The organism is Rathayibacter sp. AY2B9 (genome assembly GCF_002931595.1).
GTDB lineage: Bacteria > Actinomycetota > Actinomycetes > Actinomycetales > Microbacteriaceae > Rathayibacter.
Window position 1 is genome coordinate 202,474 of the sequence record NZ_PSUB01000002.1, and the last position, 23,091, is coordinate 225,564.

The window sequence follows — 23,091 nt, forward strand, 5'->3', positions numbered from 1 at the left end:
GAGGGGGTCCCGTCCGTCCGGGGCTCCCGCGAAGGATCGCGGGAGGGGAGCCGAGGTCAGTCGGCGAGGATGAGGTACAGCGCGCGACGGGTCTCGTCGAGCTTGGCGGAGGCGGCGGCGCGCTGCGCCTCGGTCGCTCCGCGGAACTGCTGCACGACGCCCATCAGCTTGCCGACGTTCTCCATGAAGGCACGATCGGCGTCGCTCGCGCCGGGAGTGGCCTCCCAGGCCGCGTCGAGCTCGTCGGCGTGCTCGCGCACGTAGGTGCCGCCCGCGTCCGTGAGCTGGTACTCGGTGCCGCGGCCCTCGCCGACGGCCGTGATGAGGCCCTCGTCGACGAGCTGCTGGAGGGTGGGGTAGACGGAGCCGGGGCTGGGACGCCACGATCCGTTCGTCTTCTCGGCGATGGCCTTGATCAGGCCGTAGCCGTTCGAGGACTTCTCGGAGAGGAGGGAGAGGAGGGCCGCGCGGACGTCACCGCGTCGGGCGCGTCCTCCGCCGCGGCCGAAGGGGCCGCCGAAGCCGGGGCCGAAGCCCGGGCCGAAGCCGAAGCCGGGCCCGAAACCGCGGCCGTGACCGCCGGGTCCGCGGCGCTGTCCGCGGCCGGGGTGCTCGTGGCGGGAGGAGTGGTCGCCGTCGCAGGAGTCGCGGCGGTCGTCGGAGAAGAAGGTCCTGGAGTTCATGGGTGTGCTGCTCTCTGTCGTGAGGGGATCCCTTTCGATCGGATCCGGTCGCCCGTCGGGAGCGGCTGTTTCCGATCTGTCGGCGATGCATTAACGATATATCGGTGACGGATCGGATGTCAACACCTGAATTGCCCGTAGCCTGGGAGCTCCCCGTCGATCGAGAGGTCCCGCATGCCGCTTCCCGACTCCGAGCTCGAGGCGTACCTCGACTCCTCCCTCCTCGCCGGGGACGTCCTCACCGGCCGCGCGAGCAACCTCGGCAACCTCCGCGGCCTCGCCGCCCGCGAGCCCGCGCACCTCTACGGGGTGGACGTGGCGGAGCACTGGACGCTCGAGAGCCTGCTCGCCCTGATGGGGGAGCGCGTGGGGATCAGCACCGACCCCTCCTTCGAGAGCGGGCAGGACCGGATCGACGCCCGCCTGACGGTCGCGGGTCTCGCCCGCTACCGCGACCGGTTCGCCGCCGCTGTCCGCGAGGGGGCGCTCCTTCTGTTCACCACCGCGCACCCCGCGACCCTGATGGACGTCTACCGCCGCTTCGCTGCTGCCGCGACGGAACGGGGCGCTCGCGTGATCGACGTGAATGCGCTCCCGTTCGCCGCCCCCGACGCGATCCGCGTGCCTCTCGCGGACGAGCACCAGGCCCTGTGGTGCACCGGCGGGGTCACCTGCGTCTACCGCGGGGGAGGGCTGCAGCACACGCACTCGCCGGAGCCGATGGACGCGCTGCTCGACCGCCTCGACGAGCTCGGCATCCGCCCCGACCTGGTCGTCGCCGACCACGGCTTCGCGGGCGCCGCCGGCCGGCGGGGGCTGCCGGTCATCGCGATCGCCGACTGCAACGACCCGGCGGTGTTCGTCGCCGAGGCGCAGGGCTCGATCGAGGTGGTCGTCCCGATCGACGACGGGCTGGCCGTCCACCTCTACGAGCCGGTGATCGACTTCGTCCTCCGCGCCCTCTCGGAGCCCGCGCGCACTTGACGGCTCGTAGAATCGCCTTCGGCTCGTCGCGATCCCGGATCCGACGGGCCGACCGTTCTCCCGAGTCCCCGCACTCGCCACCACTGCAGACGGAGCATCCGTGACCCAGCCCCACGACGGCCTCCTCCCGCGCTTCGCCGTCGGCGTCGACATCGGGGGGACGTCGATCAAGGCGTCTCTCGTCGACGTCACCACCGGTGAGCGGGCGGCTCGGCGCTTCGCGGTCGCGAACCCGCTGGGCAAGGAGCCCGAGGACTTCGCCGAGGCGATCGCCGGCATCGTCCGCGACGTCTCGCCGATCGCGGGCACGCCCGTCGGCGTCGGCTTCCCCGGGATCGTCCGCGGCGGCGTCGTCCGCCAGACCACCCACGTCTCGCAGCGCTGGGTCGGGCTCGACGCGCAGGCCCTCCTCTCGGAGGCGACCGGGGTCGACGTCGTCGTCGTCAATGACGCGGACGCGGCGGGGGTCGCCGAGCGCGAGTTCGGCGCGATGCGCGGACGCGAGGGCCTCCTCCTGCTGACCACCCTCGGCACCGGCATCGGGACGGCGCTCGTCCACGAGGGCGTGGTGATCCCCAACTCCGAGCTCGGGCACCTGCACATCGACGGTCCCGACTTCGAGCCGCAGGTCGGCTTCTCGGCCGTCCGCCGCGAGGGCATCACCCTCGAGGAGTGGGCGGGTCGCCTCAGCGTCTACTACCGGCACCTCGAGATGCTGCTCTCGCCGCAGCTGTTCGTGATCGGCGGCGCGGCGGCGCACGTCTTCGACGAGTTCGCCCGCTTCCTCGACATCGGCACCGAGATCGTCCCCGCCCGCTTCGGCAACGACGCCGGATTCACGGGCGCCGCGATGGTCGCCGTCTCGCCCGACCGCCTCGCTCCCTGGTACCGCTCCACTCGCGGCGCCCGCCTCGACCCCGGGGCCCCCGCCATCGCCGACTGACACTCGTCCCTGCACCGAGGGAGCCCCGACCCGTCGAGGTCTTCCGGAGGCGCTGGGTCCCTCGACGGTCCGGGGTTCCCTCAGCGGGCCGACAGGCCGCGGTAGACGGCGTCCAGCCGGGCGGCTGCGGCCGGCCAGGAGTGGGCGGCCGCCCAGTCGACGCCGCCGCGGCCGAGGCGCGCCAGCTCACCGGGCGAGCCCAGCAGGGTCAGGATCGCCTCGGCCCACGCCGCGGGGGAGTCTGAGTCGAGCAGCACGCCGCTCCCGCCGTCGCGCACCGCGTCCACCAGGCCGGTCGTCCTGCGTGCGAGCACGGGAGTGCCGCTGCCGGCCGCCTCGAGCGCGATGAGCCCGAAGGTCTCGGCCGCCGAGGGCACGAGCGCCAGCTGCGCGCTCCGGAGCCGCTCCGCCACCCGGTCGCGGTCGGCGGCCCCCTCGATCAGCACTCGATCTCCCAGCGGAGCCGCCGCGGCGCGCACCGCATCGAGGTACGACTCCCGGCCCGGTGCCGCCCCTCCCACCAGCCGCAGCACCGGCCGCTCCGCCGGCGCGATTCTCGCGAGCGCCTCGACCGCCAGCAGCTGGCCCTTGAGCGGCTGCACCCGGCCGACCAGGACGACTCCGGAGCGCTCGCCGCCGCCGGGACGGAACCGCGCGTCGACTCCGGGCGGCACCACGACGACCCGGTCCGGATCCGCGCCGTACCCGCTGACGACGTCCTCCCGCTCCGAGGCGCCCGCCACCACGATCGCGTCGGCGGAGGCGAGCACGGAGCGCTCCGCGTCGATCCGCTGCTGCGGCTCCGCGACGTCGCCCGGGGCGAGCCGGGCGTTCTTCGCGAGCGAGCCCGAGTGCATCGAGTGCACGTGCGGCCGGCCGGTGAGCGCCCCCGCGAGGCCCGACACCCAGTAGTGCGAGTGCACGACGTCGGCCCCCTCCGCGGCGCGCGCGAACTCCGGCGCCGCGGACGCCAGCGCGTACTTGTCGCCCGCCGGCACCGGCACGCCGACCACCCGCACACCCGGCGCGAGCATCCGGACGCCCTCGCCGCGGGTCAGCACCTCGATCTCCCAGCCGAGCGCCGCCAGCTCCGGGAGCACCGCCGCGAGGTACACGTTCATCCCGCCCGCGTCGCCCGTCGACGGCTGCTCGAGCGGGGAGGTGTGCGCCGAGACGACGGCCAGAAGGGGCATCCCTCCATCGTAGGGACGGCCGTGCGTCCTCCACGGATCCCAGCCCGCGGCTCGCAGCGCCTCCGGAATCGGGTTGAATAGACGGATGCGCTCGTTCGAGCGCGGAGAGCGTGAGGTCCATGGCCCGCCAGAGTCCCCCCGGTGAGGTGCTGCCGTCGGCCGCACCCGGGCCGGTGACCGCCGGCCACGAGCCCTTCTCCGAGCAGGACATCCGCGCCCTCGTCGGAACCGCCGCCGTCGAGAAGGGCACCGCGTACGCGGACGAGGGCCGTGTGCGCGAGCTGCAGTGGTTCGGCGGCCGCACCCGCCTCTTCGGCCAGGTCCGCGGATCCGGGCGCTCGCCGTACGCCGTGAGCGTGCAGCTCCGCGACGAGGGCGAGCACTGGACCCTCCTCGGCGGCGCCTGCAGCTGCCCGGTCAAGCACGAGTGCAAGCACGTCGCCGCCGTTCTGATCGAGGCCCTGCGCCGCGAGCGCGAGGGCGGAGTGGCCGGTCCCTTCCCGGGCGAGGCCGCTGTCGACGCCGTCCCGGAGTGGCGCAGCGCGCTCGCCCCGCTCCTCGCCGGGGCGGAGCGCTCCCACACCGGCATCCCGCTCGGCCTGCAGTTCGAGCTGCTGCCCGGCGAGCCCGTGCGTCGCCCGCCCGGCCGCTACAACTCCTACCGGCCGCCGCCCGAGCCGCGCCCGCGCCTGGGCGTGCGCCCGGTGCGGATGGGCGACCGCGACCGCTGGGTCCGCACCGGCACCAGCTGGCGCGACCTCGGCTACCTGCACTACAGCCACGACTACGACGAGCGCCAGATCGACGTGATCCGCGAGATGCAGGGCCTGCTCTCCGGGCACAGCGCCTCCAGCTACTACTCGCCCGACACCTGGCTCTACCTCGACCAGTGCCGGAGCGAGGCGATCTGGGCGGCCCTGCACGGAGCCGTCCGCGCGGGCATCGGCCTGGTGATGGGCGACCGCGACCAGACGCCGCTGAAGATCCTCGACACGACGGCCACCGCCTCCATCGACGTCACGCGCACCGCCGCCGGCCTCGAGCTGCGCTCGCTCGTCGCGATCGGCGACCACCCGGCGCCCGAGGAGTTCGGCTTCATCGGCGACCCGGCCGTCGGCCTCTACACGTGGGAGGGCGGCGACGAGATGCGCGCCCGCCCGGTCACGCTCATCCCGTTCGCCGCGCCGCTGCTGTCCTCCGCGCGCACGTTCCTCTGGAGCCGCGAGGCCATCCGCATCCCGGTGGCCGAGGAGTCGGCGTTCCTCACCGAGCACTACCAGCGGCTGCACCGGCTGTTCGACATCGTCTCCCGCGACGGCTCCTTCGAGGCGCCCGCGGTGCCCGAGCCGCGCCTCGGCCTCACCCTCGAGCACACCGACGGCGCGGGCCTGCGCGGCTCGTGGTGGTGGCGCTACGGAGTGGAGGGGGCGCGCGGCGGCGTGGACGCCGAGCGGCTCCCGCTGCGGGTCGGCGAGGACGCCGGCTACCGCGACCCCGAGGCCGAGCAGCGGATCCTCGACTCCCTCGTGGGAGCGGGTCTCGACCCGGAAACGACGCCGGCCCTGGTGTCCCCGTCGAGCAGGCGCCTGCGCCCCACCTTCGACCTGCGCGGCATGCAGACCGTCGGCTTCCTCACCGGCGAGGTCGAGCGGCTCCGCGAGCTCGGCACCGTCGAGATCGAGGAGATCGGCGAGCGCGTCGAGTACCGCGAGGCGCAGACCGCGCCCGTGGTCGCCGTGCAGACCGTCGCCCAGCCCGACAGCCGCGACTGGTTCAACCTCGAGATCTCCGTCACCGTCAACGACGAGGCGGTCCCGCTGGCCGAGATCTTCCTCGCGCTCGCCCGCGGCGACGAGTACATGGTGCTGCCCAGCGGCGTCTACTTCGCCCTCGACGACGAGCGGTTCGGCCGCCTCCGCGAGCTGATCGCCGAGGCCCGCGAGCTCTCGGACGACCCCGGCGAGACCCTGCGGATCAGCCGGTTCCAGTCCTCCCTCTGGGACGAGCTGGTCGAGCTGGGCGTCGTGGAGGCCCAGGCCGCCGCGTGGCGCCGCTCCGTGGAGGGGCTCTCCGGCTTCACCGCAACCGGTGCGCTGGAGTCGCGGGTCCTGCCCGAGGGCTTCGCCGTGGAGCTGCGGCCCTACCAGCAGCTCGGCTACGACTGGCTCTCGTTCCTCTACGACAACCAGCTCGGCGGCGTGCTCGCCGACGACATGGGCCTGGGCAAGACCGTGCAGTCCCTCGCCCTGGTCACCCGGGTGATGCAGGAGCAGCGCGCCGCGGCCGCGGAGGCGGGCACCTCGCCGCGCCCGTTCCTCGTCGTCGCGCCCACCAGCGTGGTGCCCAACTGGGTCGGCGAGGCCAAGCGCTTCGCCCCGGACCTCCGCGTCGTCGGGATCGACGAGACGTCGAAGAAGAAGCGGAAGGCGCTCTCCAGCGTCATCGGCGAGGCCGAGCTGGTCGTCACCTCCTACGCCCTGTTCCGGCTCGACTACGAGTCGTACTCGGGCATCCAGTGGTCGGGGCTCCTCCTCGACGAGGCGCAGTTCGTCAAGAACCGCCAGTCGGCGACGCACCAGCTCGCGCGCCGGCTCGACGTGCCCTTCAAGCTCGCCATCACGGGAACGCCGATGGAGAACAACGTGATGGAGCTCTGGTCGCTGCTGTCGATCGTCGCTCCGGGCCTGTTCCCCTCGCCCGCCGGGTTCGTCGAGTTCTACCAGAAGCCGATCGAGCGCGAGGCCGACAGCGAGAAGCTCTCGCAGCTGCGGCGGCGCATCCGCCCGCTGATGCTGCGGCGCACCAAGGAGCTCGTCGCCAAGGAGCTGCCGCCCAAGCAGGAGCAGACCCTCGAGGTCGAGCTCGGCCCGAAGCAGCGGAAGGTCTACGACACGTACCTGGCGCGGGAGCGGCAGCGCGTGCTGGGCCTGATCGGCGACTTCGAGAAGAACCGCTTCGCGATCTTCCGCGCGCTGACCGTGCTGCGCCAGGTCGCGCTCGACGCGGCACTGGTCGACGAGGCGCACGAGAGCGTGCCCTCGACCAAGCTCGACCTGCTCGACGAGCTGCTGGGCGACGCCCTCGGCGAGGGGCACCGCGTGCTGGTGTTCAGCCAGTTCACGCGGTTCCTCGGCCGGGTCCGCGGCCGGCTGGACGCGGCGGGCATCGAGTACGCCTACCTCGACGGAGCGACGAAAAAGCGCGACGAGGTCATCGAGCGGTTCCGCTCGGGCGCGGCGGGCGTCTTCCTGATCTCGCTCAAGGCCGGCGGCTTCGGGCTCAACCTCACCGAGGCCGACTACTGCATCCTGCTCGACCCGTGGTGGAACCCCGCCACCGAATCGCAGGCGGTCGACCGCGCGCACCGCATCGGCCAGACCCGCTCGGTCATGGTCTACCGCCTGGTCGCGAAGGACACGATCGAGGAGAAGGTGATGGCCCTCAAGGAGGCGAAGGCCGCGCTCTTCGCCGCGGTCATGTCGGACGACGGCGCGGCGGCCACCGGCGGGATCACGGCCGAGGACGTGCGCGAGCTGCTGGGCTGAGCGCCGCCGCTACTCGCGCACCTGCTCCAGCAGGGTCGTGACGGCGGCGCGGGTGTCGGCGGCGAGCCGTCCGAGGCGGTGCGCGGCACGGATCGACACCGGCCGGTACGGGTGCACGAGCCGCCGGGCCGCCGTGCAGGGCAGCGCGAACGCCGCGACGACGCCCGCGTCGATCCCGTCGAGTCCGCCGTCGTCCCGGCCGAAGACGAGCTCCCGACCCTCGCGGGCGAGAGCCTCCGGCAGGTCGGCCTCGCCGATCGGGAGGCGCAGCACGGCGAGCAGGCCGGCCGCCTGCACCCGGCGCGGCAGCGGGCGTCCGAGGCGTCCCGCCGCGTGCACCGTGAAGAAGTCGGCCTGCCGCTCGAGGATGCCCGTGACCGTCTCGGCGAGGCGCTCCATCTCGGGGTGCAGCGAGAGCCGGGCGAGCCGGCGGTAGCCGTGCACCGCGACCCGGGCGTCCACCGCGAGGGCCAGCGCGACGGGGCCGGCGAGGGAGGCCGCGGCGCGGTCGAGGAGCGGGCGCGACCTCACCGTCGGCTCCGGCGGGCGGACGTCGATGCCGCGGATCTGCGGCGAGGCCGCGAGCACGTCGCCCAGGGCGTCGGCGATCCGGTGCCGCTCGGCGGCCCAGACGGACGCGAACGCGCGGACCTGCTCGTCGGGGTGGGCGCGCGCGAGGGGGAGCACCCGGGCCACGGTGGCGTGCTCGATCGCCCGCAGGTACGCGGTGGCGACGATGGCCTCGCGGTCCAGCGGCACCTCCTCGAACTCGCGCACCGAGAAGTGCTCGCGCAGGGCGCCGTGCGCGCTGCGGTGGTGGTCCTCGAGGTCGAACGGTTCCGCGATGCCCACGTCGTGCTCCTCCGCTAGTCCGGTCCCTCCATCCTGGGCCCCCGGTGCGAGAGGCGGAAGAGCACGCGCCCATCCCTGGGACACTGGGAGCCGGTCGTCAGGCGGCCGGGGGAGCAGGGCGGGATGAGCGGGACCCGGACCTCGGCGATCGGCGCCGTCCTCCTCGCCGCCGTCTGCTTCGGCACGACGGGGACCGCCCAGGCCCTCGGAGCGGCGGGCGTGGATCCGCTCCTCCTCGGGGCGGCGCGCATCGTCCTCGGCGGCGCCCTGCTGGCCGCTCTCCTCGGCGTGGAGGCCCTGCGCCGGCGGAGCCGCTCCCGCCCGACCCGCGCCGTCGTGCTGCTCGTCGTGCTCGGAGCGGTCGGCGTCGCCGCGTACCAGCCCGCCTTCTTCACCGGCACCGCGCAGAACGGAGTCGCGGTCGGCACGATCGTCGCCCTCGGCTCCGCTCCCGCCTTCACCGGCCTGCTGGAGTGGCTCGTCCTGCGGACGACGCCGAGCCCGCGCTGGTTCGCCTCGACCGCGCTCGCCGCGGTCGGCGTGGTGCTCCTCAGCGGCGGCGGATCCGGCGGCGTGACGCTCTCCGGCCTCGCCGCCTCGGCCGGCGCCGGCGCCTCCTACGCGCTCTACGCCGTCTGCGGCAAGCTGCTGCTCGAGCGCGGGCTCAGCCCCGTCGCCGCCATGGGAGCCCAGTTCGGAGCCGCGGCGCGGCTGGCGGTCCCGTTCCTGCTGCTGGGCGATCCGTCGCGGCTCTCCGGCTCGATCCCGGCCGTGCTCTGGCTCGGAGTGGTGACGGTCGCCGTGGCCTACACCTTCTTCGCGCGCGGCCTGCGAGTGCTTCCCGCGGCGACCGTCTCGACGCTCACCCTCCTGGAGCCGGCGACCGCGACTCTCCTCGGCGTGGGGGTGCTGGGAGAGCGGCTGACCACGGGAGCCGTCCTGGGCGTCGCGGTGCTGGTGGCGGCGGTGCTGCTGCTGGCGGTGCGGGGGCGCCGCCGTTCCGGTGCGCGGAGAGAGGCGCCGCCGCGCTCCGCGGAGTAGCGTCGACTCCCACCGACCCGACGACGAGGCGGAGCGCATGACCAACCCGTGGCTGGCCCGCCCTGGCAGCGGTCGGCGGCGCGCGCTGGTCGAGGAGTCGTGGGAGCGCGCACGGCGGCGGCGCCTCGATCCGGACCGGCTGACGGCACCGCTCTCGTTCTCGGGCGACGACCTCCGCGAGTACCGCACCGGGCATCCGCTCGCCTCGGTCCTCCCGGTCATCCGCCGCCTGCTGGTGCGCGACGCCGACGAGGACAGCGGCGTGCTGGTCGCGGTGGGCGATGCGCTCGGGCGGCTGCTCTGGATCGACGGGGACCAGCACCTCAAGAGCCTCGCCGAGGGGATGTCGTTCGTCGAGGGCGCGGCGTGGGCCGAGCCCGACGTCGGGACGTCCGCGCCGGGGACGGCCCTCGTGCTCGATCACGGCGTGCAGATCCACGGCGCCGAGCACTTCGCCTCGCTCGTGCACCCGTGGAGCTGCACCGCCGTCCCCGTGCACGACCCCGAGACGCACGAGATCCTCGGAGTGATCGACATCACCGGCGGCGCCGACGTCGTCGCCCCGCAGACCCTCCCGCTGATGGAGGCGACCGCCGCCGCCGTCGAGAGCGAGCTGATGGTGCAGCGGCTCCTCCGCCCGCGGCGGCCCGCTGCACGGAGCACGGCGGCGGCCCGGGCGCCGAGCCTGCGGGTCCTCGGGCGCGAGACGGGCCTGGTGACGGCCGCCGGAGCGACGCTCGAGCTCAGCAGCCGGCACGCCGAGATCCTGACCCTGCTCGTCTGGCACCGGGCCGGGCTCTCGGCCGAGCAGCTCGCCCTCCTGCTCCACGGCCGGGACGACGCGGTGGTCACCGTCCGCGCCGAGATGGTGCGGCTGCGCCGCGCGCTCGAGCCGACCCTCCCGCGCCTGGTGCCCCTCTCGCGCCCCTACCGCCTGGCGAGCCCGGTCGACCTCGACGCCCGCCAGGTGCTGGGCCTGCTCGACCGCGGCTCCCACCGCCTCGCCCTGGATGCCTACCGGGGCGCGCCGCTGCCCTCGTCCGAGGCGCCGGGGATCCGGGCGATCGCCGGCGAGCTGCGCCTGCGGGTGCGGGCGAGCGTCCTCGCCGATGCGGCGCCCACGACCCTCCTCGCCTGGGCGGAGGGCCCTGACGGCCGCGACGACGCGGAGGTGTGGCGGGAGCTCCTGCGCGTCCTCCCGCCCCGCTCGCCCCGGCGTGCCGGTGTCGCCGCGCACCTCGAGACGATCGAGGCGGAGCAGCGCTGAGCCGTTCCGGTCGCTCCCGGGAGTGCCGCCGGAGCCGTCCGGCCGCGGAGCCGCCTCGCTAGCCTCGACGCATGAGCACCCTCGCACCACCTCCCCGGGCCCTCGCGAGCGGAGTCGCGGGGGGCCTGCTCCTGATGGCGGTCTTCACGATGTGGTGGGCGAGCGACACCACGGTCGGCTGGCCGGCACCGGCGGCGACGACCGCCGTGACCCTGTGCGCGCTCGCGGCCGTAGTCTTCGCCGTGCAGGCCGTCCGCCTCCTCGTCGCCCGGCGGAGGATGGCGGTGGAGCTCACCGACGCCGATCGCGCGGCGAAGCCGAACGGCGTGCTCTTCGGGGCGGTCTTCGCCGCGGAGGGCGTGCTGATCGGTGTCGCGGTGGGCGTCCTCACCGGCACCGGGCTCGACCGGTTCCTCGTGCCGGCCATCGCCGTGATCGTGGGCCTGCACTTCTACCCGATGGCGAGGATCTTCGGCCGGACCCTCGACCTCTGGCTCGCCACCTGGACGACGCTGGTCGGAGCGATCGGAGTCGTCGTGGTCCTCGTCGACGGCTCCGCCTGGCCGCAGGTGTGGTCCTGGGTCGGCGCGGGAGCCGCAGCGGCCACGATGACCTACGGCGTCTACATGAGCCGGATCGCCCAGCGCCTGCTCACGAGCGTCTGAGGTCCGGGGTCGCGGGGCCCTCCTCCTCGGGCGGCCGCGTCTTCACCCGGCCGGTCCGGTCTCCGTCCTCGCCGCTCCCGCCGGTGCGTCGACCCGTGCAACGTCGTGCAACCCCCCGCGACGTAGCGTCAGGACCGGGCGCCCACCCCGCGCCCACGACAACGACGTCGATGGAGGTCCACATGACGCTGTACGCCGACCAGGTCGCCGAGCAGGCACCGCAGGAGCCCGGTTCCACGGTCTACGCGAATCCAGGCACGGAGGGATCCGTCGCCTCCTTCCGCTCGCGCTACGACCACTACATCGGAGGCGAGCACGTCGCCCCCGCGAGCGGCCAGTACTTCGAGAACATCACCCCGATCACCGGGAAGCCCTTCTGCGAGATCGCCCGCGGCACCGCCGCCGACGTCGACCGCGCCGTCGAGGCGGGCTGGAAAGCGTTCGCGAGCTGGGGGAAGACCAGCCCCGCCGAGCGCTCGAACATGCTCCTGAAGATCGCCGACCGCATGGAGGCGAACCTCGAGCTGCTCGCCGTCGCCGAGACGTGGGAGAACGGCAAGCCCGTGCGCGAGACCCTCGCCGCCGACATCCCCCTCGCCATCGACCACTTCCGCTACTTCGCCGGAGCGATCCGCGCGCAGGAGGGAGGCGTCTCCGAGATCGACCACGACACGATCGCGTACCACTTCCACGAGCCGCTGGGCGTGGTCGGGCAGATCATCCCCTGGAACTTCCCGATCCTGATGGCCGTGTGGAAGCTCGCACCGGCGCTCGCCGCGGGCAACTGCGTGGTGCTGAAGCCGGCCGAGCAGACGCCGGCGTCCATCCACGTGCTGCTCGACCTGATCGGCGACCTCATCCCCGCCGGCGTGCTCAACGTCGTCAACGGATTCGGGTTCGAAGCGGGCGCACCGCTCGCCTCCCACCCGCGCATCCGGAAGATCGCCTTCACCGGCGAGACGACCACCGGCCGCCTGATCATGCAGTACGCCAGCGAGAACCTCATCCCGGTGACGCTGGAGCTGGGCGGCAAGAGCCCCAACGTGTTCTTCGCCGACGTCGCCGCGGAACGCGACTCCTTCTACGACAAGGCGCTCGAGGGCTTCTCGTTCTTCGCCCTCAACCAGGGCGAGGTCTGCACCTGCCCGTCGCGGGCGCTCGTGCAGCGCTCGATCTACGACGACTTCGTCGGAGACGGCCTCGAGCGGGTCAAGCGGATCAAGCAGGGCAACCCGCTCGACACCGCCACGATGATCGGCGCCCAGGCCTCGAACGACCAGCTCGAGAAGATCCTCTCCTACATGGACATCGGCAAGCAGGAGGGAGCGAAGCTGCTCATCGGCGGCGACCGCGCCGACCTCGGCGGCGAGCTCAGCGGCGGCTACTACGTCAACCCGACCGTGTTCGAGGGCCGCAACTCGATGCGCATCTTCCAGGAGGAGATCTTCGGACCCGTCCTCGCCCTCACCTCCTTCGACGACTTCGACGACGCGATCGGCATCGCCAACGACACCCTCTACGGCCTCGGCGCCGGAGTGTGGAGCCGCAACGGCGCCCAGCTCTACCGCGCAGGCCGGGCCATCGAAGCCGGCCGCGTCTGGTCGAACACCTACCACCAGTACCCCGCGCACGCGGCGTTCGGCGGCTACAAGCAGTCGGGCATCGGACGCGAGAACCACAAGGTGATGCTCGACCACTACCAGCAGACGAAGAACCTCCTCGTCTCCTACGCGGAAGGACCGATGGGCTTCTTCTGAGTCGGTTCGCACGGGCTCCTCGTTCCTCGTCGCCCGTGCCGCGGTCGGCTCGCCGGCGTGGCCGGGTGGGGAGGAGCGGGGAGCGTCCGCACCGAGACGGATCCGCTGGCACGCGGATCCGCCGTTCGGTGCTCGGCCCTGCGGGCGAGGCACCTGGCGGCGCGTGGGAGAACGGTGCTCGGCCCTGCGGGCGAGGCACTTGGCGACGCGCGGAAGGACGGTGCTCGGCCCTGCGGGCGAGGCACCTGACGGCGCGTGGAAGAACGGTGCTCGGCCCTACGGGCGAGGTACCTGGTGGCGCGCGGGAGAACGGTGCTCGGCCCTGCGGGCGAGGCACCTGACGGCGCGTGGAAGAACGGTGCTCGGCCCTGCGGGCGAGGCACCTGACGACGCGCGGGAGAACGGTGCTCGGCCCTTCGGGCGAGGGGGCGCCCCCTCATGTTGATCGAGTAGTCCGCGCAGCGGCGTATCGAGACGCCGCCCGGAGGAGTGTCCGGCGTCAGCGGTCGGGCGCATATAGACATTCCGCACCACGAGCGAAGGAGCACCACTCATGACCTCTACGAGGGTCGACGTCACTGCGGAGGCGGCGGGCATGCTCCGCCGGATGACGGCGCTGCACGGGCCGCTCATGTTCCACCAGTCGGGCGGATGCTGCGACGGCAGCTCCCCGATGTGCTTCCCTGCCGGGATGTTCCGCACCGGCGCCTCGGACGTGCTCGTCGAATCGCTCCGGCTCGACGGCCTGGACCCGATCGACTTCTGGATGTCCCGCTCCCAGTTCGAGTACTGGAAGCACACCCACCTCACCGTCGACCTCGTCGACGGGCGGGGCAGCGGATTCAGCGTCGAAGCCCCCGAGGGCAAGCGCTTCATGATCCGCAGCCGACTGCTCACCGACGACGAGCTCGTCGAGTTCGGGCTGCTCCCCGCCGGAGCCGTCGAGCCCTGAGCCGGCTTCCCTGACCCGTTCCCCCTGACCCGTTCCCGTCGCAGATCCTCGCCGACCGGCGACGTCCCTGACCTGCGGTGTCAGCCGCCCGGAGCGGGAGCGGGCGGCGCCTTCCCCGTGCTCAGCTGCACGCCCACCACCGAGCCCTTGTCCACGCGGGTGCCCGCGGCCGGACCTGTGCCGGCCACGGTGTTCATCGGCTGCGTCGAGTCGACCTGCGACGTCGCTCCGGGAGTGAGCCCTGCGGCGGTCAGCGCCTGCGCGGCGGAGTCGCTGGTCCGGCCCGACAGGTCCGGCACGGTGACCTGCGGCGCCGCGACGAGCGACTGGTCGGCCTGCGGGAAGTCGGAGCCGCCGTAGCGGGAGTCGATCGCCGTCATCAACGGCTTCCAGATCCGGTGGCGTGCCGAGGGCGCCCAGCCGCTGTCGAAGTCGATCGAGTCGAGGTTCACCCTCGACCCGTCCGCGCGTGCCGAGATGCTGCCGACCCAGACCGCGAGGGAGGTCTCGGTCGAGGCCCCGATGGCCCAGGTGTCGGCGGAGTTGTCGGTGGTGCCCGTCTTGGTGATGTGCTGGATGCCGTTTTTCGGATCGTCCTCGACGCCCGTGCCCTCGGCGGTCACCTTGAGCATCGTGTACTGCATCGCCGACGCGACCCTCGACGACACCGCCCGGCTGCAGGTCGTCTCCACCGGCTCGATCTCGCGGCCGTCGGCTCCGACGATCGCCGTGATCGCGACGGGGGTGCAGGTCGTGCCGTTCTCGGCGATGCCGGAGTAGGCGGTCGCCATGGTGAGCGGTGCGATCTCGTTGGTGCCGAGGACCGCTCCCGGCGACTGCACGAGCGCGGTCCCGTCCGCGCGGTGCACTCCGAAGGCCTCGGCCTGCTTGCGGATCTCGCACTGGTCGAGCAGGTGCGACATCCCGGTGAAGCCCGTGTTCAGCGAGTAGATCGTCGAGTACAGCGCCGTCTGGGTGTCGGTGTAGCCGCCGTCGCCGGCGTTCTTGGGGTTGTAGGAGTCGTAGTCCCAGGTGCCCTCGCAGCTGTCGGCGAAGCCGGTCCAGTTCTTCTGCTTCGAGTCGAACTGCTCGAGCAGGGTGTGCCCGCGGTCGAGCCACTCGGCGAGCGTGAACACCTTGTAGGCGGAGCCGGTCTGGAAGCCGTTGCCGCCGCCCGCGGACGCGTCGACGTTGAGGTTGATCGCCGAGAACTCCGGCCCGCTCGCGATCACGTCCGGGTCCTGGCTGTAGCGCTTGTTCTGCACCATCGTGAGGATGCGCCCGGTGCCGTTCTGGACGGCGACCGCCGTCGCCCCGACGTCGAAGCGCGGATCGGAGGAGGGGACCTGCTCGTCCATCAGCTCCTGCGCGGTCCTCTGCAGGTCGAGATCGATCGTCGTGTAGACCTTGATGCCGCCCTGCTTGATCGCCGCGTAGCGCTCGTCGTCGGTCGCTCCGAGCGCCGGGTCGTCGCGGAGGACGTGGGTCACGTAGTCGCAGAAGTAGGCCGCGCTGCCGGCCGTCTGGCAGCCGGTGGACGGCGGGGTGATGTCGGGGGTGATCGCCTCGGCGGCCGCGGCGTCGTGCGCGGCCTGGTCGATGCTCCCCGTCTCAAGCATCCGGTCGAGGATGTAGTCGCGCCGCTCCCGGGTCTGCGCGTAGCCGTTCGCCTCGCCGTTGGCCGTGTCGTCCGGCCGGTCGAAGCGGAACTTCTCGGGGTTGTTCACGATCGCCAGGAGCGAGGCGGACTGCGCGAGGGAGAGGTCGGCCGCCGGGATGCCGTAGTAGTACTCCGCCGCGGCCTCGATGCCGTAGACGGTGCCTCCGAACAGGGCGATGTTGAGATAGCCGAGCAGGATGTCGTCCTTCGAGGACACCTTCTCGAGCCCGATCGCGAGCCGCATCTCCTTGAGCTTGCGCTCGGCCGTGGTCGCCGTCGCCTCCGCGTACGCGCGGTCGCGGTCCGCCTCGTCCGGGATCGACTCGGCCTTCTGCACGAGCACGTTCTTCACGTACTGCTGCGTGATCGACGAGCCGCCCTGGGTGTCGCCGTCGAGGAGGTAGGTGCTGGCGATGGCGCGGAGGGTGCCCTGCAGGTCGATCCCGCCGTGGTCGTAGAAGCGCGGGTCCTCGCTCGCGACGAGCGCGTCCTTCACGGAGTCGGCGATCCGGTCGGCCGGCACCTCGATCCGGTTCTGGTCGTAGAAGGAGGCCAGCAGCGTCGGATCGTCAGGGTCGCCCGCGTAGACGTCGCTCTTCTGCATCAGGCGCCCGACCTCGAGGTAGCTCGGGAGGGACTGGAACGCCGAGATGGTGCCGGAGGTCGCCGCGCCGGTGAGCGCGGCGGCGGGGGCGACCACGAGCGAGGCGAGCAGACCCGCCAGGACGCTGACGATCACGAATCCGAACAGCGCGCCGAGAGCCCCGTGGACGGTTCGACGGGGCTGGAAGACGGGGACGTTCGGTCGCTTCAGGATGGATCCTCTCGCTGCACCAGCACCCTAGGCGAGGCCTGCGACATCCCCGACGAGGCGCGCCACGGCCGCGCCGGACGCCCGTCCGCCCGGAGTCGGCGCGACGGCGCCCGCGCAGGCTCGGCGCCACGACAGCAGAGGGGGCCGACCCCCGGAGGGATCGGCCCCCTCACGGGACGGGCGACGTCTCTACTCGATCAGGTCGCCGTTCAGGTCCGAGATGTCGTTCGGATTGGCCGGAGCCTTGCCCGTGCTCACCTGGAGGGGGATCACCCCGCCGGCGACCGCCGTCTCCTCCGCGCTCGGCGTCGTCGACACGACGGAGCCCTCCGGGATCGTCGCGGAGTCGACCGACTCGTGCATCCCGACGACGAAACCGGCGGCGGTGAGGATCGCCGTGGCGCTCTCGACCGTCTCGCCCGTGACGTCGGGGACCTCGGAGTTCGCCGCCGATCGGGGCGAGTACGCGAGCATCGAGGCCGGCGGTGCCGTGAAGTCGTCGCCGCCGTACTTCTCGTCGAGCGCCGTCATGATCGGCTTCCAGATGGCGTGCCGGGCGTTGGAGGCGCGGATGGTGCCCTTCTCGCCCGTCAGGCTGATGAAGCGCAGGTTCTGCTTGGTGTTGTCGGCGAAGCCGTTGATGCTGCCGACCCAGACCGCCAGGGAGGCGGCCTTGCTGGCGCCCGCCGTCCATACGTCGGCGGCCTCGTCGGTGGTGCCCGTCTTGCCGATGTGCTCGATCCCGTCGAAGGGGTTCGAGGCGTAGGCCGTTCCGGAGGTCATCACCCGCTGCATCGCGTACTGCATCCCTCGGGCGACCTCGGGCGACACGGAGGGCGTGCACGCCGATGCCGGGGCGGCGACGGCGTTGCCCTCGCTGTCGGTGATCCGGTCGATGACGATCGCCGAGCAGGTCGTGCCGTCGTTCGCGATCCCCGCGTAGGCGTTGGCCACCGTCAGCGGCGCGATCTCGTTCGTCCCGAGGACCGAGGCCGGCCCGTTGGCGAGCTCGCGGCCGTCGGCGCGGTGCATCCCGAACGACTCGGCGGTGGTGCGGATGTCGCAGAGGTCGAGCTGCTGCGCCATTCCCATGAAGCCGGTGTTGATCGAGTTCGTGGTCGCGCCGAGCGCGCTCATCGAGCTCGCGTCCTCCGACGGGTCGTCGTTGCGAGGCGAGAACTTGCCGTAGTAGCCGCCGTCGCCCTCGACGTTGCACTTCTGGGGGTAGGAGCTGAAGCCGGAGGTGGGGGAGGCGAACGACTCGTTGACTGTGTGCCCCGCCTTCAGCCACTGCGCCAGCGTGAACACCTTGTAGGTCGATCCGGTCTGCACGCCGGAGCCGCCGCCCATGCTGAGGTCGACGTTGAGGTTGATCGCGCTGTAGCCGGGGTTCGCGGCGAGGAACTGCTCGTCCTGGCTGTACTGCGTGTTCTGCACCATGGAGAGCACGCGGCCCGTCTTCGCCTCGACGGAGGCGGCCGTCGCGCCGACCTGGAAGCGCGGGTCGACGGAGGGGATGTAGGCGTTGAGCGCCGCCTGCGAGACCTGCTGGATGTCGAGGTCGAGGGTCGTCACGACGTCGAAGCCGCCCTGGCGGATGCGCTGGTAGCGCTCGTCGTCGGTCGCCCCGAAGACGGAGTCGTTGCGGAGGACGTTCAGCACGTAGTCGCAGAAGTACGCGGCGTTGCCGGCGGTGGTGCAGCCGGTCGAGGGCTCCGTGATGTTCGGGGTGATCGGCTCGGCGACGGCGGCGTCGTGCGCGGCCTGGTCGATCCGGCCGTGCTTGAGCTCCTCCGAGAGGATGTAGTCGCGGCGCTCCTTGGTGGCGGCGTAGCCGTTGGCGGCGCCGTTCGCCTCGTCGCCCGGGTTGTCGAAGCGGAACTTCGCCGGGTTGTTCACGATCGCCAGCAGCGCGGCCGCCTGCGAGGTCGAGAGCTGGCTCGCGGGGATGCCGTAGTAGTAGTTCGCCGCGGCCTCGATGCCGTAGACGGTGCCCCCGAAGAGGGCGATGTTGAGGTAGCCGAGCAGGATGTCGTCCTTCGACGCCTCCTTCTCGAGTCCGATCGCGAGGCGCATCTCCTTGAGCTTGCGCTCGGGGGTCGGGTCCGTCGCCTCCTGGTAGGCCTTGTCGCGCGCGGCCTCGTCGGTGATCGACTCCGCCTTCTGCACCAGGACGTTCTTGACGTACTGCTGCGTGATCGACGACCCGCCCTGCAGGTCGTCGCCCGTCAGCGTGACGGCGATGGCCCGGAGCGTGCCCTGGAGGTCGATGCCGCCGTGCTCGTAGAAGCGCGGGTCCTCGCCGGCGACGGCGGCGTCCTTCGCGGACTGCGCGACGTCGTCCCAGCCGACCTCCACGCGGTTCTGGTCGTAGACGGAGGCGAGGAGGGTCGTTCCGTCGCTCGCGTAGACGTTGGTGCGCTGCATCAGCTGGCCCACGTCGAGGTAGCCCGGCAGGTTCTGGAACATGCCGATCGTGTTGCTCGTCGCCAGGCCCGTCAGCGCGAGAGCCGGCGTGACGCCGACGGTGATCAGGACGCCCGCCACGGCGCTCATCCCGATGAACCCCATGACCGCCCGCAGCGACATCCCGAGCGGCCGGACGGAGCGGCGGGATGCAGTGGGAAGTGCCATGGAGCGGTCGTCCTTTCGACGCGGCGCGGGGCCGCGGAGATGTGAGGGAGGGTGGCGAGAAGCCTCGCGAGCAGTCGCGCGATCCCCCGGGTTCATGGTACGTGACGGGTGCGCCCGCGGGGCGTCCTCCTCCCGGTGGAGATGAGGAGCTGGCGGGTGATGCGCAGGAGCGGGCGCGTCCGGAGTGCTGACCTCGGGTCGATGCATCCGTATCGTGGGGGGAGCGCCGCTCCGAGGGGCGCTGCAGCACCCGTTCCACCCACCGCTCCGGGGCCCCGGGCGGCCGGCCCCGGCAGAAAGCGCACACCATGGCACGCATCCACGACGACGTGACCCAGCTCGTCGGCAGGACCCCTCTCGTCCGCATCAACCGGCTGGAGGGCGCCGACCACGCGACGGTCCTCGCCAAGCTCGAGTTCTACAACCCCGCGAACAGCGTGAAGGACCGCATCGGCGTCGCCATCATCGACGCGGCCGAGGCCTCCGGCGAGCTGCACCCCGGCGGGACGATCGTCGAGGGCACGAGCGGCAACACCGGCATCGCGCTCGCGATGGTGGGTGCCGCCCGCGGCTACAAGGTCGTCCTCACGATGCCCGAGACGATGTCCGTCGAGCGCCGGGTCCTCCTCCGCGCCTACGGAGCCGAGATCGTGCTCACCCCCGGCAGCGAGGGCATGCGTGGAGCGGTCGAGCGCGCCCGCGCGATCGTCGACGAGACCCCCGGCGCGATCCTCGCCCGCCAGTTCGAGAACGCCGCCAACCCCGAGGTGCACCGCCGCACCACCGCGGAGGAGGTCTGGGAGGACACCGACGGCGAGGTCGACGTCTTCGTGGCCGGCATCGGCACCGGCGGCACCATCACCGGAGTCGGCCAGGTGCTCAAGGAGCGCAAGCCCGGTGTGCAGATCATCGGAGTGGAGCCGATCGACTCCCCGCTCCTCACCCAGGGCACCGCCGGTCCGCACAAGATCCAGGGCATCGGCGCCAACTTCGTCCCCGCGATCCTCGACCGCGAGGTCTACGACGAGATCATCGACGTGACGCTCGACGACTCCGTGCGGGTGGCCCGCGAGATGGCCGCGCAGGAGGGGATCCTCGGCGGCATCTCCTCCGGCTCGATCATGTGGGCCGCGCTCGAGGTCGCGAAGCGCCCCGAGAACGCGGGGAAGACCATCGTCGCCATCGTCTGCGACTTCGGCGAGCGGTACATCTCGACCGTCCTGTACGAGGACCTCCGCAGCTGAGCCCCTCGAGACGAGGCGGGACGCCCCGCTCCGGACGCGACGGTCGGCCGGAGCGCCGCGTCCCGTTCGGACCGGAGCGTCCCGGGCTCCTCGCCCTGCTCCGCGAGGACGTCCGCACCGCCCGGGAGCGCGACCCCGCCGCCCGGAGCGCGGTGGAGGTCGTCCTCTCCTACCCGGGAGTGCACGCGGTCTGGGTGCACCGCGTCGCGCACGCCTGGTGGCGGCGCGGCCTCCGCCTGCCCGCCCGGCTGCTCAGCCAGGCGGCGCGCGCGGCGACCGGAGTGGAGATCCACCCCGGTGCGACCATCGGCCGGCGTCTGTTCATCGACCACGGCATGGGCGTCGTCATCGGCGAGACCGCGCGGATCGGCGACGACTGCATGCTCTACCACTCCGTCACGCTGGGCGGGAGGTCGGCCCGGCGCGAGCGTCGGCACCCCACGCTCGGCGACCGGGTGGTCGTCGGCGCCGGCGCGGTCGTCCTGGGCCCGCTCGTGCTCGGATCCGACGTCAGCGTGGGCGCGAACGCCGTCGTGGTGAAGGACGCGCCCGACGGGGCGGTTCTCGTCGGCATCCCGGCCCGCGATCTGCGCGATCAGGGCGGGGAGGAGGACCCGCTCGCCGGGTCCGGCCGCTCCACCGGACCGGCGGGACGCGTCTAGCCGGCGACGCTCAGTCGTCGCCCCGCGGCGAGATGTCGCGCGGGGCGCTCTTGATCTGCGCGAAGGCGTCCAGCGCGTGCGCCCGCGTCTCCTTGAGGTCGACGAGGGGCGCCGGGTAGCCGTCCGCGCCTCCGGTCAGCGTGTCCCCGAGCGTCCACGGCTCGTGCACGGCGGCGCCCTCGACTCCGCCCAGCTCCGGCACGTTGTGGCGGATGTACTCTCCGGCCGGGTCGAACTTCCTCGACTGCGTGACCGGGTTGAAGACCCGGAAGAACGGCGACGCATCGGCTCCCGAGCCCGCGACCCACTGCCAGTTCGCGGCGTTGCTCGCCGGGTCCGCGTCCACCAGGGTGTCCCAGAACCACTCCTCGCCCACCCGCCAGTCGACCAGCAGGTTCTTAATCAGGAACGACGCGGTCACCATCCGGACCCGGTTGTGCATGTAGCCGGTGCTCCAGAGCTCGCGCATGCCGGCGTCCACCAGGGGGTATCCGGTGCGCCCCTGGTGCCAGGCGTCGATCGCCTCCTGGCCGGGGCGTCCCCACGGGAAGGAGTCGAACCGGGTGTCGAAGTTCGCGGTCGCCAGATCCGGCCAGTGGAACAGCAGGTGGTAGCAGAACTCGCGCCAGAGCACCTCGGAGAGGAACCGGTCGCTGCCGTCGCCGCGGTGCAGGCCCTTCGCGTGCGCCTCCTCCAGGGCGTGCCACACCTGGAAGGGGCTGATCTCGCCCCACCTCAGGTGCGGGGAGAGGTTCGAGGTGGCGTCCTCCGCCGGCCGGTCGCGGCCGTCGGCGTAGTCGTCGAGCTGCTCCGCGAGGAACGCGCGCAGCCGGTCGGCCGCCGCCTTCTCGCCGGGGACCCAGCGCTCGCGCAGCCCTCCCGCCCAGTCGGGCCGCGTGGGCAGCAGCTCCCAGTCGTCGAGGGAGTCGGAGGCGATGTCTCCCGTGACGCCGTCGAGCGAGCGGGGGCGGGGGAGCGGCGCGCGCGGCGTCGGCTTGGCGCGGCAGGCACGGGCGAAGGGCGTGTAGACGGAGTAGGGGCCGCCGGCGCCGGTCTGCACGGTCCACGGCTCGAACATCAGCGAGCCCTGGTGGCTCTCGGCCTCGAGGCCGCCGTTGCGGAGCGATTCCTTCACCGCCGCGTCGACGGTGCGCTCAGCCCTCCCGTAGCGGCGGTTCCAGTGCACGGCTCCGGCGCCGATCTCCTCGGCGAGCTGGAGGACGACGGCCTCGGCCGGCCCGCGGCGCAGGATCAGCGGGGCGCCGTGCTCGCGCAAGTCGGCAGCGAGGGCTGCGAGGCTGCCGTGCAGCCACCAGCGGGAGGCGCCCCCGAGCGGACGGATGCCCGCCGACTCCTCGTCGAGCACGTAGCAGACCGCGACGGGGCCGCCACGGTCGATCGCGGCGCGCAGAGCGGGGTTGTCGGCCAGGCGCAGGTCGTCGCGGAGCCAGACGAGGGTGGGGGAGGTGTCACTCATGGTGACCACCATGATCCGCGAGTCCCGCGCCGCGGCGAAGACCTGGCCGGTCGCTGCGGCCCGTGCTAGCGGGGACGGATCAGGAGGAGGCGATGCCGTCGCGGAGCTTGTCGCAGAGCGCGGTCAGCTGCTTCAGCTCGTCCTCGTCGAGGACGCCGCCGACCTGCTCCGAGATGGTCCTCATGTGGGTGAGCGCGACGCGGCGGAAGAGCGCGTAGCCCTCGTCGGTGATCGCGATGATCGTGCCGCGGGCGTCCGCCGGATCCTCGCTCTTCTCGACGCAGCCGCGGGCGGCGAGCCTATCGATCAGCCTGCTGACGCTGGGCTGCGTCAGGAGGACGTGCCGGTTCAGGTCGCGCAGCCGCGCGCGCCGACCGGGCTGCCGGGTGAGGTTGAAGAGCACGTCGTACTCGTTCATCGAGATCTCCCGCGAGGGGAACTCGGTGCTCAGGGTGCGCATCACCTGGACCTGGGCGCGGAAGAGCGACTCCCAGGCGGCGACGGCCTCTCTCGACCCCACTGGTCCTCCTTCACGGCACTCAGGAAGCGGTTCCCTGACATCCAGACGCCGTACAGCCTACGCCGGGGTGCTGGGAGGAGGGGGGCCGGGGGAACGACAGAAGGCCGGCCGCTGAGGCGAGCGGCCGGCCTTCATTCCCTTGCACCAAGAGTGTCCTGCAATCACTTCTCGCGCTTCCCGCCACAGCAAACGGTCGAC

At 72.5% G+C, this 23,091-nt stretch carries 17 protein-coding genes; 10 read left to right on the forward strand and 7 right to left on the reverse strand.

Annotated features, from left to right (window positions below):
- Nucleotides 1-56: 56 nt before the first annotated feature.
- Nucleotides 57-683, reverse strand: a complete 627-nt coding sequence (locus tag C5C25_RS03640) for a PadR family transcriptional regulator (RefSeq protein WP_104224185.1) — start codon at nucleotides 681-683, stop codon at nucleotides 57-59.
- A 174-nt stretch (nucleotides 684-857) separates the two neighbouring features.
- Between C5C25_RS03640 and C5C25_RS03645 the strand changes: the two genes are divergently transcribed.
- Both C5C25_RS03645 and C5C25_RS03650 read left to right on the forward strand, forming a co-directional pair.
- Nucleotides 858-1,667, forward strand: coding sequence for a phosphatase (locus tag C5C25_RS03645; RefSeq protein ID WP_104249757.1), 810 nt, complete (start codon nucleotides 858-860; stop codon nucleotides 1,665-1,667).
- A 100-nt stretch (nucleotides 1,668-1,767) separates the two neighbouring features.
- Nucleotides 1,768-2,610 (forward strand): ROK family protein, encoded by an 843-nt coding sequence (locus C5C25_RS03650; RefSeq protein WP_244229583.1) that lies wholly within the window; start codon nucleotides 1,768-1,770, stop codon nucleotides 2,608-2,610.
- Nucleotides 2,611-2,690: 80 nt separating this feature from the next.
- Here C5C25_RS03650 and C5C25_RS03655 read toward each other — a convergent pair whose 3' ends face one another.
- Nucleotides 2,691-3,803, reverse strand: coding sequence for a glycosyltransferase (locus C5C25_RS03655; protein WP_146079421.1), 1,113 nt, complete (start codon nucleotides 3,801-3,803; stop codon nucleotides 2,691-2,693).
- A 119-nt stretch (nucleotides 3,804-3,922) separates the two neighbouring features.
- On the opposite strand from C5C25_RS03655, the gene C5C25_RS03660 reads away from it, so the two are divergent.
- The gene (locus C5C25_RS03660; protein ID WP_104249759.1) at nucleotides 3,923-7,348 is read left to right on the forward strand and encodes a DEAD/DEAH box helicase; all 3,426 of its coding nucleotides are present in this window, start codon (nucleotides 3,923-3,925) and stop codon (nucleotides 7,346-7,348) included.
- A 9-nt stretch (nucleotides 7,349-7,357) separates the two neighbouring features.
- Here C5C25_RS03660 and C5C25_RS03665 read toward each other — a convergent pair whose 3' ends face one another.
- The gene (locus C5C25_RS03665) at nucleotides 7,358-8,200 is read right to left on the reverse strand and encodes a hypothetical protein (protein WP_104249760.1); all 843 of its coding nucleotides are present in this window, start codon (nucleotides 8,198-8,200) and stop codon (nucleotides 7,358-7,360) included.
- 123 nt (nucleotides 8,201-8,323) lie between these two features.
- Here C5C25_RS03665 and C5C25_RS03670 point away from each other — a divergent pair, with 123 nt between their 5' ends.
- From C5C25_RS03670 to C5C25_RS03690, 5 genes are all read left to right on the forward strand, one after another.
- Nucleotides 8,324-9,241 (forward strand): EamA family transporter, encoded by a 918-nt coding sequence (locus tag C5C25_RS03670; RefSeq protein WP_104249761.1) that lies wholly within the window; start codon nucleotides 8,324-8,326, stop codon nucleotides 9,239-9,241.
- Between the two features lie 37 nt (nucleotides 9,242-9,278).
- Nucleotides 9,279-10,508: a GAF domain-containing protein gene (locus tag C5C25_RS03675; RefSeq protein ID WP_104249762.1), complete on the forward strand. Its 1,230-nt coding sequence runs from the start codon at nucleotides 9,279-9,281 to the stop codon at nucleotides 10,506-10,508.
- Nucleotides 10,509-10,579: 71 nt separating this feature from the next.
- Complete coding sequence (locus C5C25_RS03680; RefSeq protein ID WP_104249763.1) at nucleotides 10,580-11,173, forward strand: hypothetical protein; 594 nt, start codon at nucleotides 10,580-10,582, stop codon at nucleotides 11,171-11,173.
- A gap of 182 nt (nucleotides 11,174-11,355) precedes the next feature.
- Entirely contained in the window at nucleotides 11,356-12,930 is a 1,575-nt protein-coding gene (locus C5C25_RS03685) for an aldehyde dehydrogenase family protein (protein WP_104226069.1), read from the forward strand.
- A 553-nt stretch (nucleotides 12,931-13,483) separates the two neighbouring features.
- Nucleotides 13,484-13,882: a DUF779 domain-containing protein gene (locus C5C25_RS03690; protein ID WP_104249764.1), complete on the forward strand. Its 399-nt coding sequence runs from the start codon at nucleotides 13,484-13,486 to the stop codon at nucleotides 13,880-13,882.
- An 80-nt stretch (nucleotides 13,883-13,962) separates the two neighbouring features.
- On the opposite strand, the gene C5C25_RS03695 is transcribed toward C5C25_RS03690, so the two are convergent.
- Both C5C25_RS03695 and C5C25_RS03700 read right to left on the reverse strand, forming a co-directional pair.
- Nucleotides 13,963-16,281: a transglycosylase domain-containing protein gene (locus C5C25_RS03695; RefSeq protein WP_104225929.1), complete on the reverse strand. Its 2,319-nt coding sequence runs from the start codon at nucleotides 16,279-16,281 to the stop codon at nucleotides 13,963-13,965.
- A gap of 264 nt (nucleotides 16,282-16,545) precedes the next feature.
- Nucleotides 16,546-18,990, reverse strand: a complete 2,445-nt coding sequence (locus C5C25_RS03700; RefSeq protein ID WP_159939720.1) for a penicillin-binding protein — start codon at nucleotides 18,988-18,990, stop codon at nucleotides 16,546-16,548.
- A 308-nt stretch (nucleotides 18,991-19,298) separates the two neighbouring features.
- Here C5C25_RS03700 and cysK point away from each other — a divergent pair, with 308 nt between their 5' ends.
- Both cysK and epsC read left to right on the forward strand, forming a co-directional pair.
- On the forward strand, nucleotides 19,299-20,234 hold the full coding sequence (cysK, locus tag C5C25_RS03705) for a cysteine synthase A (RefSeq protein WP_104249766.1): 936 nt from the start codon (nucleotides 19,299-19,301) through the stop codon (nucleotides 20,232-20,234).
- Between the two features lie 95 nt (nucleotides 20,235-20,329).
- Nucleotides 20,330-20,896: a serine O-acetyltransferase EpsC gene (gene epsC, locus C5C25_RS03710; protein ID WP_104224204.1), complete on the forward strand. Its 567-nt coding sequence runs from the start codon at nucleotides 20,330-20,332 to the stop codon at nucleotides 20,894-20,896.
- A 10-nt stretch (nucleotides 20,897-20,906) separates the two neighbouring features.
- Here epsC and C5C25_RS03715 read toward each other — a convergent pair whose 3' ends face one another.
- Nucleotides 20,907-22,373 carry a deoxyribodipyrimidine photo-lyase gene (locus tag C5C25_RS03715; RefSeq protein ID WP_104249829.1) on the reverse strand — a complete coding sequence of 489 codons (1,467 nt, stop codon included), beginning with the start codon at nucleotides 22,371-22,373 and terminating at the stop codon, nucleotides 20,907-20,909.
- 79 nt (nucleotides 22,374-22,452) lie between these two features.
- The gene (locus C5C25_RS03720) at nucleotides 22,453-22,833 is read right to left on the reverse strand and encodes a MarR family winged helix-turn-helix transcriptional regulator (protein ID WP_104247054.1); all 381 of its coding nucleotides are present in this window, start codon (nucleotides 22,831-22,833) and stop codon (nucleotides 22,453-22,455) included.
- Nucleotides 22,834-23,091 lie beyond the last annotated feature (258 nt).